The 12,665-nt window shown below is 38.0% G+C and carries 13 protein-coding genes and 3 pseudogenes; 12 read left to right on the forward strand and 4 right to left on the reverse strand.

Features of this window, described 5'->3' with window-relative positions:
- From F6K40_RS30700 to tnpA, 4 genes and pseudogenes are all read right to left on the reverse strand, one after another.
- Positions 1 to 279 (reverse strand): hypothetical protein (locus F6K40_RS30700; protein WP_293141438.1); only part of this gene is annotated, 279 nt, incomplete at its 3' end.
- A 231-nt stretch (positions 280 to 510) separates the two neighbouring features.
- Entirely contained in the window at positions 511 to 897 is a 387-nt protein-coding gene (locus tag F6K40_RS30705) for a hypothetical protein (RefSeq protein WP_293141440.1), read from the reverse strand.
- A gap of 129 nt (positions 898 to 1,026) precedes the next feature.
- Positions 1,027 to 1,830 (reverse strand): 5'/3'-nucleotidase SurE, encoded by an 804-nt coding sequence (gene surE, locus F6K40_RS30710; RefSeq protein ID WP_293141442.1) that lies wholly within the window; start codon positions 1,828 to 1,830, stop codon positions 1,027 to 1,029.
- Between the two features lie 116 nt (positions 1,831 to 1,946).
- A pseudogene (gene tnpA / locus F6K40_RS30715) lies at positions 1,947 to 2,287 on the reverse strand (IS200/IS605 family transposase).
- Between the two features lie 573 nt (positions 2,288 to 2,860).
- Between tnpA and F6K40_RS30720 the strand changes: the two are divergent.
- The 12 genes and pseudogenes from F6K40_RS30720 to F6K40_RS41125 all read left to right on the forward strand — a co-directional run.
- Positions 2,861 to 3,100 (forward strand): transposase, encoded by a 240-nt coding sequence (locus F6K40_RS30720; RefSeq protein ID WP_293141444.1) that lies wholly within the window; start codon positions 2,861 to 2,863, stop codon positions 3,098 to 3,100.
- Between the two features lie 518 nt (positions 3,101 to 3,618).
- Complete coding sequence (locus F6K40_RS30725; protein ID WP_365673356.1) at positions 3,619 to 3,780, forward strand: zinc ribbon domain-containing protein; 162 nt, start codon at positions 3,619 to 3,621, stop codon at positions 3,778 to 3,780.
- Positions 3,781 to 4,295: 515 nt separating this feature from the next.
- Positions 4,296 to 4,565 carry a reverse transcriptase N-terminal domain-containing protein gene (locus F6K40_RS41105; protein WP_365673359.1) on the forward strand — a complete coding sequence of 90 codons (270 nt, stop codon included), beginning with the start codon at positions 4,296 to 4,298 and terminating at the stop codon, positions 4,563 to 4,565.
- Between the two features lie 401 nt (positions 4,566 to 4,966).
- On the forward strand, positions 4,967 to 5,347 hold the full coding sequence (locus F6K40_RS41110) for a reverse transcriptase domain-containing protein (protein WP_365673362.1): 381 nt from the start codon (positions 4,967 to 4,969) through the stop codon (positions 5,345 to 5,347).
- A 16-nt stretch (positions 5,348 to 5,363) separates the two neighbouring features.
- A complete protein-coding gene (locus F6K40_RS41115) occupies positions 5,364 to 5,672 on the forward strand; it encodes a group II intron maturase-specific domain-containing protein (RefSeq protein ID WP_365673369.1) in 309 nt (102 codons plus the stop codon).
- A gap of 31 nt (positions 5,673 to 5,703) precedes the next feature.
- A complete protein-coding gene (locus F6K40_RS41120; RefSeq protein ID WP_365673364.1) occupies positions 5,704 to 5,889 on the forward strand; it encodes an HNH endonuclease in 186 nt (61 codons plus the stop codon).
- 261 nt (positions 5,890 to 6,150) lie between these two features.
- On the forward strand, positions 6,151 to 7,146 hold the full coding sequence (gene pheS / locus F6K40_RS30735; protein WP_293141446.1) for a phenylalanine--tRNA ligase subunit alpha: 996 nt from the start codon (positions 6,151 to 6,153) through the stop codon (positions 7,144 to 7,146).
- Positions 7,147 to 7,603: 457 nt separating this feature from the next.
- The gene (locus F6K40_RS30740) at positions 7,604 to 8,350 is read left to right on the forward strand and encodes an SH3 domain-containing protein (RefSeq protein ID WP_293141448.1); all 747 of its coding nucleotides are present in this window, start codon (positions 7,604 to 7,606) and stop codon (positions 8,348 to 8,350) included.
- A gap of 329 nt (positions 8,351 to 8,679) precedes the next feature.
- The gene (locus F6K40_RS30745; protein WP_293141449.1) at positions 8,680 to 8,871 is read left to right on the forward strand and encodes a winged helix-turn-helix domain-containing protein; all 192 of its coding nucleotides are present in this window, start codon (positions 8,680 to 8,682) and stop codon (positions 8,869 to 8,871) included.
- 359 nt (positions 8,872 to 9,230) lie between these two features.
- Positions 9,231 to 9,470, forward strand: a pseudogene (locus tag F6K40_RS30750) (zinc ribbon domain-containing protein); the annotation flags it as partial.
- Positions 9,471 to 9,911: 441 nt separating this feature from the next.
- On the forward strand, positions 9,912 to 11,774 hold the full coding sequence (ftsH, locus tag F6K40_RS30755) for an ATP-dependent zinc metalloprotease FtsH (protein ID WP_293141451.1): 1,863 nt from the start codon (positions 9,912 to 9,914) through the stop codon (positions 11,772 to 11,774).
- A gap of 625 nt (positions 11,775 to 12,399) precedes the next feature.
- A pseudogene (locus F6K40_RS41125) lies at positions 12,400 to 12,519 on the forward strand (hypothetical protein); the annotation flags it as partial.
- Positions 12,520 to 12,665: the final 146 nt, after the last annotated feature.

A 12,665-nucleotide genomic window follows, 5' to 3' on the forward strand; every position in this document is an offset into this window, starting at 1 on the left:
ATTTTCGTCTTTTTGTTCATCAAACTCCTTGGTTAAATTCTCTGAAATAATAAAACCTGCTACTTCAGAATTAGCTGTATCTTTAGCAATATGAGATAACCCTTCTGCCACAGCTTTTTGGCAAATTGCCTCAGCAAAGGGATAAAACTCACTAGGAGTAATTTCAAGTGCCCTTGACAAAGGTTCTGCACTAGGAAATACATCAACTAAACAATTAATTGTTTGTTCTATATCTTTTTCTTGTAAAAGTTCATAGGTAATTTCATTTTGTTCCGACATGGGTATATTAACTCCCAAAACAATGTTTATGACTAGATATTTTATTTTTTTTCGCTCAATCCTTAGAGCGCAAATTTGAGTAAAAAAAATCTTTTGATAATCGGCAATGACCAGTTAGAAAATACTTGAGAGTTACCTAAAAAATTGTAGTTTATCGAAGCCGAAAACTTCTATAGGTTTACTTATAATTATTCAAAAATAACAGTATAAACTCAGTAACTACTGACTCTTTTAATTATCAAACAATTCTTTTTCTTGCACCCACTCTAATACTCCATCAAACATCGCGGATCTAAAATCATATCTACTTAGAGCAGCGATCGCTCCTCCCAAAAATATTGCACCACCAATCACCGCAACTATTGGTAGATACTGACGGGTTAAGTCGCGGCGTAACCTGGCCAAGGGTCTACTTTGCCGTCTGAGCATTTGTCCAATATCTAGCTGTTGGATCGCTAAGGGGTCTTTGACATAATGGCCACTCCAACTTATGACCAAATGAGAATGACAATATGGACAGATAAATAGCCCATTAAACATTTCTACTGGTTGTCCAATACTGGAGTGACTGCAAATTGGACATATTACATAATTACTCTTAGATGTGGGAGCGCTCATATTTGTTTTTGATAAATCAACGAAAATTATTACCAATTAGACGGCTAAAGTTTTTTGATCTGCAATCTGAAATATCTTGCCTATTCTTTATATAGTTTAGCCTTAACTTTCTATTCTATATAGTGTTAACTATTCATTAAAATTATCAATTTTCCACTTTTGCAGATAGCCCAATTGCTTACCATAAGTTAGATTGTATTGCAAGGGAGTAACTGTAATATATTTTTCACCCATTGCCTGAATATCTGTTGGTAATTTTTCTACGGAGGGTTCATCGTTAGTGTCTTCTACTTCTTCCTGCAATTCTCCAGCTAGCCAATAGTAGGTTTTACCTCGCGGATCGACCCGTTTTTCAAATAGCTCTATGTATCGACGAATTCCTTGACGGGTAATTTTTACCCCTGCTATTTCTGTTTCCTTAACTGCCGGAATGTTTACATTTAGTAACATTAAATTTTCTAAAGGTTGGCTTTCTATTTTCTGCACTAAACTTTGAGCAAATTTAACAGCAACTTCAAATTCTCTAGAAGTGTAACTGCCTAGACTAAAAGCAATGCTAGGAATATTTTCCACTATTCCTTCCATTGCTGCAGAAACAGTACCGGAATATAAAATATCTGTTCCTAAATTCGGGCCATGATTAATTCCTGCTAATACTAAATCTGGTTTAGTTTCTAATAAGCAATATAAGGCCAATTTTACACAATCAGCAGGAGTACCAGAACAGGCCCAAGCTATTATCCCATCATCGAAAATTGATTTGACAATTTCGGCCCGAATTGGTTGATGTAATGTTATACCATGACCTGTAGCTGAACGTTCTTTGTCAGGACAAACAACAATAACTTCATGGCCTGCTGCTGCTAAACCATTAGCTAAACTCCGGATACCTTCCGCAAAAATGCCGTCGTCGTTACTAATCAATATTTTCATTTTTTCAAGGGAGTAGGGAATAGGGAGAACAAGGAGGACAAGGTGACAACTTAATTAGGCAAGGGGTCTCCCGTTAAATCGGAGATTATAACGGGAGGGGAATTGCCGAGAGCAAGTTAAACAGGTTTCGATTGATGTTGAACATATTTTTTTAATTGCTCAATAGTTACACCTCCACAACTAGCAACAAAATAAGATCCCGTCCAGAATACCGATTTCCGATAAAACCTACCTATGAACTTTTGGGTTAAAGGTGATTAATAAATGTACATGGTCAACTTCACCATTAAACTCTACGCGCCTCACATTCCCACTTTTGGCAGGTTTCATCCAATATTTTATTTAACTGCTGGAGCATTTCAGAGGTAATTACTTTTTTTCGGTACTTGGTGACAAATACAATATGGACAGTAAGAGAATAAACAGACCTAAAACCTTTATTATAGTTACTTGACATAACATAGCAGTAAGTGTACTATCAAAATAGTACAATTACTTATTGCTATAATATTAAGTCCACTTCTGAACAGTCAGTCAAAATTGATTATTGGCGCTTAGTTGCTCAGGAGGCATTGGAATTACGCTTGATAGTCAAAGACTGGACCGGTTGAATAGAACTAGGTGTCAATTAGACCGATGCTCAATAGTGTCATGTCCTATCGGCGAAATTCCTGACAAACCTGATTATTATTTTCAGCAATCAGCACTTAAACAAACAAAAATTCTCTTTCCAGAATACAAAGAAATCTCCATAAGAAGTTCAACAAATCAACTTGCAAAGGTTGGATAAAGCCTCGAAGCGTTGGTTAGTTCCTGATCAAACAGGTAAAAGATTTGGCAGACCAAGATTTAAGAAGTCTGGCAAACTAAGGTCATTATGCTTTAGTAGAGTTAATCATCCGTTCATCAGCAGTTAAGTTTAATGGTAAACAAATTATTATTAGCAGATTTGGAGCTATTCCAGTAATAGTTCATAGACCAATTCCAGATGGATTTACTATTAAAACTGCAACCATAACTAAAAAAGCTGATGGTTCCGCAAGTGAGTTTTAGTTTGGAAGATAAGTCAGTTGCTGCTCTAATTCCTGTTAGCAATCTCCAGGCTGCTGTAGGTATTGATGTAGGTTTAAAAGAGTTTTTGACCACTAATACTGGTGATACTATTCCTGTCCCTAATTTTTCTAGAAAATCTCAATCTAATTTAGGCAAAAAGCAAGGTCAAGCAGATAGAAAAGAAATTGGGTCTCATAACTGGAAAAAAGCACGTTGATAATTAATAATTAACAGAATTTAATTGAACTAAACCAACTTCTAATAATTAATAATTAGTGAATAATCATATTCCTTCTTTCATTATTAATTATTCATTATTCATTGAATACATATTGCTCTTCAAAGAGAAGATTTCCACTTGCATTACCGCTCATAAACTGGTTAAGGAATATGATTTAATTGCTGTTGAAAACCTTAATATTAAAGGTTTGGCGAGAAATACTAAATTGTCAAAATCAATTTATGATGTAGGTAAATAATGAATAATGAATAATGAATAATTCTTTAATTATTAACTATTAATTATTAATTATTTAAGGTATTCATGTGAGTACGGGCGAATGGCCATTCGCCCGTACATCCTCATAATACATCACATGCATTGTAGTAATTGTGGTCAGAAAGTACCTAAAACTTTGTCACTCAGAACTCCCGAATTGTCCTAAATTGTGAGTACGGGCGAATGGCCATTCGCCCGTACATCCTCTATAATACATCACATGCATTGTAGTAATTGTGGTCAGAAAGTACCTAAAACTTTGTCACTCAGAACTCCCGAATTGTCCTAAATGTGGAACAGTTCTAGATAGAGATGAGAATGCAGCACGAAACATACTGAATAAAGCATTATGCGAGGTGGGTATCATCTTGCCTGCTTGTGTGCGACTTGTTGGCTAGCCAAGACTGCTGAAAAGCAGGTATATCTAGCCTTCCATGGCAAATTTTAAAAAGGAGGTTAAACATAAAGCCATTGGAAAACTCTTATATCCTTAGTGGTGAAATTCCACCGCCTCGTTGTTGGGTAGAAAGCATAGGCCACACTGTAGAGACTGAACATCAATCGGTGAAGCTGGTCTAAAAGCGGGAAAGTACCAGTTACCAAGGAACGATACCGCAAGCAGAGGCTGACAAGTGGACTAACAGGAAGGTAATTAAACTCTCGAAAGCAAGAGCCATTCCAAAGGTAGCTATGGGATGTAGGACAAAAGTCAGGGGGTTAATGGATAGTCTTATATAGGCTGGATTATCAACAACCATAATGAACCCTCCGGGAGACTTTGCCCCACTAAATCAGTCGTAATAAAGGAATAAGGGAACGAGGAAACCTCTCTAAGACACCTAAGAATATAGGGCGAAATCCGCTTTCCGGCGTAAATACTCTCATACTTCTGACCAAAAGTTATTACGCAAGGTTGCTAGCTGTTAGGCGCGTGACACAGGATAATCAAGGTAAGAAAACTGCCGGGATAGACGGTATAAAAAACCTGCCTCCAATGCAGAGATTTAACTTGGTAAATCTATTAAATTCACGCTACTTCAAAGCAAGTCCAACTCGTAGAGTCTGGATACCAAAACCAGGGAAGGATGAAAAGCGTCCGCTTGGAATCCCTACAATGTACGACCGCGCATTACAAGCTCTGGTAAAGCTAGGTATGGAACCAGAATGGGAGGCACGCGCATGAACCTAATAGCTATGGTCTTTTCCGGAGGTCAACACATGACGCTATACAAGCCATATTTGACAGTATCAACAAAAAACCCAAATTTGTACTGGATGCTGACATATCCAAATGCGCATGACCGAATTAACCATGATGCACTGCCCTTGAAAAGTAGGTCAATCCCCCTATAAACGATTAGTCAAGCAATGGCTAAAGTCCGGGGTTTTCGACAATAAACAATTCTCAAACACTGTGGAAGGAACACCACAGGGAGGGGTGATTAGTCCTCTAAAGCGCAAACATCGCCTTACACGGTATGGAAGAAAGACTAATGAAATTTATAGAAAATCTCCAACTCAAACACCCTTCAGGGAGCAATATGAGCAAAAGAGATAAGCGAAATAGCCTTAGTCTAATACGCTATGAGTCATGACTTTGTAATCCTACACGAGGACATCAAAGTAGTTCAACAAGCCGCATCCGTAATACAGGAATGGTTAAACCAGGTAGGATTAGAACTAAAACCAGAAAAGACCAAAATTGCCCACACCTTGAAAAAATATGATGGGAATCAACCAGGATTTGACTTTCTAGGATTTAACATCAGGCAATATGAGGTCAAGTCAACTAGACAAGGATTTAAAACGCTGAATAAACCATCCTCCAAGAGCATAAAAACTCATTATCGGAAATTGGCAGATATATGTGACAAATATAATACTGCCCCTACAGAAGCTTTAATAGCCAAGTTAAATTCGGTAATAAAGGGATGGGCTAACTACTTTTCCACCCAAGGCAAGTAAAGAAGTATTTTCCAACCTGGATTACTTTCTATGGAAAAGACTATGGAGGTGGGCAAGTAGGAGGCATCCAAACAAGTCAGCAACGTGGGTAAAGAAAAAGTATTTTTCTCCAATAGGAACCAGAAACTGGATTCTTAATGATGGTGAATATGTACTAAACCTACACTCAGATGTATCTATTATTATAAGGCACATCAAAGTGAAAGGTAGTAAATCCCCTTATGATGGCGACTGGACTTATTGGAGTAGTAGAATCGGCAAACATCCAGGCCTAAGGAAAGAAGTCACAACGCTGTTAAAACGGCAAAAGAATAAATGCGCCTGAATGTGGACTAACCTTTAGATCGACTGACCTTATGGAAACTGACCATATAAAACCTAGGTCTAAAGGTGGTGACAACACATATAAAAACAAACAATTGTTGCACCGACATTGCCACGATACTAAAACTGCTTTAGATAAAAAGACATATCCAAAACTTAAGTTACAGGACTTACCTGAAGGTTATATATGGGTTAACGATATGTTGATTTTAGGGTAGGGATGTACCCATAACAAGGGACGTTTAAGAGAGGAGCCTTTTTGGAGGTGAAAGTCTCAACTAGAGGTTCTGAAGACGAGTCGGATAGGGTAACTTACCTGGCTTAGTTTAACGGCGGCTTAGACACTGGTCAGCCTGTGAGACAAGAAACTTCTAAGGCTTGGATTCAATTATCCCTGCTTTAGAAACTCCCGTTATAATCTCCGATTTAACGGGAGAGAACTTCACAAATAAAAGTATTGTAAATATTATTCTCCAATTATGCAGATAAGTGATATAGAAACCCAATTAAAAGAATTAGGTCAAGGAGCAACAGAAGCGATCGCCATCGCTGAAAGCCTAGAAAAATTAGAAGATTTACGAATTAGTTATCTAGGCAAAAAAGGTCAAGTGTCCAAAATTCTCGGCGCAATGGGTAAACTCAGCCCAGAGGAACGACCAAAAGTAGGAGCGATCGCCAATGAAGTTAAACAAGCTATCCAAACCAACCTAGATGAAAAACGTAGCAACTTACAAGCAGCAGAAATTGCCGCCCAACTTGAAGCGGAAACCTTAGATGTTAGTATGCCAGGGGTAAATCGGTCCCAGGGAAAAATTCACCCCCTCAATGGCCTCATAGACCGTGCCCTTGACATTTTCGTTGGTTTAGGGTATACGATTTCTACTGGCCCAGAAATGGAAAGTGACTACTACAATTTTGAAGCTCTGAATACTCCGCCAGACCACCCCGCGAGAGATATGCAGGATACTTTCTATTTGCCAGACGGAAATTTAATGCGGACTCACACTTCCTCAGTCCAGATCCGCTACATGGAAAAACAGGAACCACCCATCCGAATTGTTGCACCTGGTCGTGTTTATCGGCGCGATACTGTAGATGCAACCCACGCTGCGGTTTTCCATCAAATTGAACTTTTGGCAGTAGATGAGGGATTAAGATTTTCTGACCTCAAAGGAACTATCAAGGAATTCCTCCGACAAATGTTTGGAGACTTACCAATTCGTTTCCGCGCTAGTTATTTCCCATTTACTGAACCTTCAGCAGAAGTAGATTTAGAATGGAATGGCAAATGGTTAGAAGTATTAGGGTGTGGGATGGTAGACCCCAATGTTTTGCAAGTAGTAGGTTACGATCCGGAAAAATATACAGGTTTTGCAGCAGGTTTTGGGGTAGAAAGATTTGCCATGGTGCTACACCAAATTGATGACATTCGACGGGTTTATGCTAGTGACTTACGCTTTTTGCAGCAGTTTTAGCTAGTACTACTACGCCGAATTCAAAATTCGTCAAAATTTGCGCATTCATGCATTATTGGTGAGTAAAGCTTAAGGGAAGCATGTAACTGCAAAATGTTATTTCTGCCATCCTGCACTAGCTTTGCTCGAAGCGAGTGAAAGATGGGAAGAGGGGGGAGGAGAAACGGCGTTGGTAAATCAAAAGATGAAACTTTAAGAGTAATCTGTTTCTAATATCTCTAAATAGACATCTCCAAAAATCAAAAAAAAAATCAATTATCGTACAGAAATAATTAATTATTTTCCCCTATTCCCTATTCCCTATTCCCTAGCGTATAGACATCTCCAAAAATCAAAAAAAAAATCAATTATCGTACAGAAATAATTAATTATTTTCCCCTATTCCCTATTCCCTATTCCCTATTCCCTATTCACGCTTCGCGTAGCGCTATAACTGATAACTGATAACTGAATAAATATGCGTCAATCAGTAGCATTGTTAATGTTGATGTTAATGATAGTTGTTAGTGTTGCTAAAAAAGCTATCACAAGCATCAAAATTTCTCAGGTATCTGAAGAAACTATTCAGGTATCTTCAGAAATTACTCAAATATCTGAAGAAACAACTCAGATATCCCCAAAAATCACTCAAATATTTGAAGAAACTGCTAGTTTATGTCGTCAAGTTAATGAGGCAGGAGGTTTAACTGTTAACAAAAGACCTACCCCTAATTCTCCTCCGGTTGGTACTCTAGATTTTAATCAAAAGGTGACATTAATAGAAGGTTATCGAAATATTCGGGGACCCGGTGGTCGCACCTGGGTAGAAATCACTTCTCCTATTTCGGGATTTGTTTCCAAGGGTTTTCCTGGCAATGAGACTAATTTAATAGAATGTTCTGAAGTTACAGAATCTTCCGGTCAAAATACTCCTATTGATAATTTGCCGACACAAATATCTCCAACTTCTGAGTCTGCATCAGAAATAGATGAAAGTTTATGTCGTGAAATTGATAGTAGAAAAGCACCACGAGGTTTAGCAGTACGCGCGGATGCTTCTAGACGTTCCAAATATAGAGGAAAAGTGCCTGTTGATGGTCAGCTTATTTTAGTAGAAAATTATCGGTTTATTCCTGATAAAAATGGTGAAAAACGTAAGTGGGTGGAAATTAGTTTTCCTTTGCGGGGGTTTGTTTCTGCTGGTAATTTGGTTGAATGTGAGTAGTAGAATGACACAGCTAGGGGAGCCTCTTACTTTTTCTGTCTTCCCACACGAACCACACTCCCCACACTCTGCTTTTTTCAGCAAACCCTAACTAGGCACACAACAAATATGCGGTTTAACTGATGGAAAAAGAGGGATACCCCTTTTTCCATAGTTGTTGATCTTACTGCTCGCTGTTGTGATATCAAATCCGGTAGCATCGGTATAGATAGCTATAGATTATAGTAGATAATCATAGATTTTGTCAAGCTGTTATTTACCCTACTCTCAGAAATAGACCAAGCAATGCTCAGGCAAGCACTACAAAAGCCACCCGTAGATGGAGGTTTATGGTGGTTGTACCCAAAGTAGCTCAGTGGATGAGTGAGCATCTGGAATGTCCTATTCATCCTCAAAGAGGGTGGGAATATTTACTCCGCTTTGAAATGCGTTTAAAAGTACCACGTCCAGCACATGACCAAGGGGACATCACAGAGCAAGAACAGTGGAAAAAAAACTCAACCAGAAAGTCCAAGAAGTAGGTCAAAAATACCCAGAGGCCACAGTTGAAGTCTGGGCAATGGATGAACATCGCTTAGGGTTAAAACCTATATGCTGTTATAGTCTGGGCTCAGTTGGGAGAAAAAGTGATCACCAATGTTAACTGGAAATACTAATGGCTATGGTTATATGGCGCAAGTTAATCCAAATAATGGTGAAACTTACTACTGGATTTTACCAAAAGTTAATTAGCGAGCTTTTTAACTGAGTTTTAGAAGACTTTGCACGAGAATTTCAGTTAGGAGAAGACAAACATATTATCTTAACCATTGACAGAGCTGGATGGCATACAAGTTCTGATATAAAATCTAAAATCACGCCTTGGTAAATGATAGTCCTTGATCGCCTACCTAGTGAGTTAAAGCTCGCTGATAGATTTTATCCAAGTTCTCAATTATGTTCTCAGTGTGGGCATCAACAGAAAATGCCATTGAGTGCGAGACGATACGAATGCAGCAACTGTGGTTTTGAGGCTGACAGAGATTTTAATGCTGCTGTCAACAAGCGAAAACTATGTGAGTCAGTAGGTCGAGTTCCCGCCGATTTTAAGCCTTTGGAGAAGATAAGTTATAGACAATAGTCAGTGGTCTTCAGTGTTTGCGCAGCATTGCGGAGCGCAAAACAGGAAGTAGGGGCTTGCTGGCCAGCAAGCCCCTACAAACAGACATCATATCAGGAGTCAGGAGGAATAGGGAAGTTAGAGGAGACAGGAGGAAGAATTATCCCTTTATTTGTCTGCCACAGTAAGCCCAAAATCCTAATTTTTTGAGCTTTTTATCACAAAAACCTTGTAGTTTTTTTCGACCTCAAAAGGCTAAAACCTTTATCTGTAAATGTTTTTATATTTAATCAGCAAGCCCTAAGTATTCAACCGGATTTGAGATTACCACCTAACAAATGGTATAACCAGACTCGACCTTCTGGGGTATCCTCTAAATGTAAATGTTATAATAATATATTAGTCTGAAAATAAATATCCGACTTATTGCCAATTACAAAATGGGATTATACCACAATAAATATGAGTATTAAAAAGAATCCAAAAAATTCCCGTAACCGTCAAATTGGAAGTGCTTTATTAATTTTGGCAGTTGTGTTATTAGCAGCGTATTTCTTGATCCCACGTCGCTTCATGACACGTCGCAAACTGCCTCGCATTCCTTACAGTGTATTTCTTCAACAAGTAGAAAGCGGACAAGTAACTGAAGTTAGAATAGATAACCAACAAATTATATATCTCATTAAAGAAGAAAATAAACCCGAATCTTCAATTGCTTCTACTACTAGAATTAATGACCCTCAATTACTTCAACGCTTAGTAGATAATAAGGTTTTATTTGGAGTTTCACCTCGTAAAAATCCTTGGTTTGCTATTCTTTTGAATTGGGTAATTCCGCCCATTATATTAGTATTAGCATTGCAGTTTTTGATGAATCGCGGACCTCAAGGTTCTCTATCAATTAGTAAGAGCAAAGCTAAAGTTTATGTAGAGGGAGAATCAGAAAAAATTACCTTTACTGACATAGCTGGAGTAGAAGAAGCAAAGACAGAATTAACTGAAATTGTAGATTTCTTAAAATCACCAAAACGCTTCACTGCAATTGGTGCAAAAATCCCTAAAGGTTTGTTATTAGTCGGACCTCCGGGAACAGGTAAAACTTTATTAGCAAAAGCAGTTGCTGGAGAGGCAGGAGTACCATTTTTTAGTATTTCTGGTTCGGAATTTGTAGAACTATTTGTTGGTACTGGTGCTGCCAGAGTTCGTGATTTATTTAAACAGGCAAAAAAGAAAGCCCCTTGTATTATTTTTATTGATGAAATAGACGCAATTGGTAAGTCTAGAAGTAATGGAAATTCCCAGAGTGGCAGTAACGATGAACGGGAACAAACTCTGAATCAACTCTTAACTGAAATGGATGGTTTTGGAGCAGGAGATTTAACAGTTATTGTCTTAGCAGCGACTAATAGACCTGAAGCTTTGGATGCTGCTTTATTACGTCCGGGAAGGTTTGATAGACAGGTATTGGTAGACCGTCCAGATTTAGTTGGTCGGGAAGCAATTTTAAAGATTTATGCTAAAAAAGTTAAGTTAGGAGAAAATGTTGACTTGCATAAAGTTGCAAGAATTACTTCTGGTTTTGGTGGCGCAGATTTGGCTAACCTTGTAAATGAAGCTGCTTTATTAGCTGCTAGAAATAAACGAGAATATGTAGAACAACAAGACTTTGCTGAAGCTATTGAAAGAGTGATTGGTGGATTAGAAAGAAAAAGTCGAGTTTTGAGCGATCGCGAAAAGAAAATAGTAGCTTATCACGAGGTTGGTCATGCTTTGGTTGGTGCATTAATGCCTGGTTCTAGTAAGGTGGAAAAAATTTCAATTGTGCCAAGGGGAATGGCAGCTTTAGGATATACTTTACAGTTACCAACTGAGGATAGATTTTTAAGGGATGAAGAGGAAATTAAGGGGCAAATTGCAACTTTATTAGGCGGTCGTGCTGCGGAGGAAATTGTATTTGGAAATATTACTACAGGAGCTGTTGACGATCTACAAAAAGCTACTTTTTTTGCTGAAAAAATGCTGACAATTTATGGGATGAGTAAAGTCTTAGGTAATTTGGTTTATGAATGGCGGGGACAAGAAAGTTTTTTGGGTAATAATGGAGGTAATCCACGTCGCTTTGTTAGTACAAAAACTCAGGAAGCAATAGATAATGAATTAAAGGAAATTGTGGAAAAATCTTATCAACAAGCTTTAGATATTTTGAATCATAATCGGGATTTGTTGGAAAATATTTCTCAGCAAATTTTAGAAAAAGAAGTGATAGAAGGAGAGGATTTAAATGAGTTATTAAAAGAGGCGCGCTCGCCTTGGGAGAAAATATAGCGCTACGCGCAAGTCAGAATTCTGAAGTAGTCCCTAACTGAGTTTGAGCTGCTTGGTGCACCTTTCCCCGCGCTGTAGCATGGCGCGAGGTCGCATCTGCATACATAAATAGGGTTTGCTGAAAAAGTCTTTTTTAAGGAGTAGGGGAGTAGGGGAGTAGGGGAGTAGGGGAGTAGGGGAGTAGGGGAGTTTTACAAGGCTAGGTTTTTAACAAAGGAGCGATCGCTCCCTTTGATTCAGTATAAAATATTTAAAAAAATGTACTTTTTTATACAAAAAATATTTATAAACTCCCCCCTCTTCCCACACTTCTTTTAGATCATTAGATCAAAAGTAAAAAACCTACCCCTGTGAAAGTAGGGGAGTAGGGGAGTAGGGGAGAATTTTTTTGCCTAACAATGCGCCCAAAATGCATGTTGGCATTTTGATGAAGAGCTGAAAACCAGATACTTTTTAAAGATATAAAATTGCTAAAACCATTATCTACAAATGCTTTGAAATTTAATCAGCAAGCCCTAAATAAATTTCCTAATCTTTGCTTCGAGCTATAGTTAAAAACAGACTTAGAGCGAAAATCATAGATTTTTACACATAGTTGTAGGTTTCTAAGAAAGGTTTTCCTAGTTGCTTTAGAGCCCATAGTAGAGAGAATATTGCTAAGAAACAATTCGGCAATGCTGTATATATTCCAGTTGTTTATTATTTGGCTAAGTCTTTAGTTAGATCCCTTGGTTTTCTTCATTAGATTCAACCTCAGATTAGATTTTTTTTTGATACTTACAACCTCAAATTTTGCCAGTATCTAGAAAAAGCAATTCGGGCGCATAAAAACCTGAATTACAGAAGGCTCCAGAACAATTTTTGGCGCAGAAAATTTTCAGGCATTGGTAG

This window comes from Okeania sp. SIO3I5, from assembly GCF_010672085.1.
In the GTDB taxonomy this organism is placed as follows: Bacteria; Cyanobacteriota; Cyanobacteriia; order Cyanobacteriales; family Microcoleaceae; genus Trichodesmium.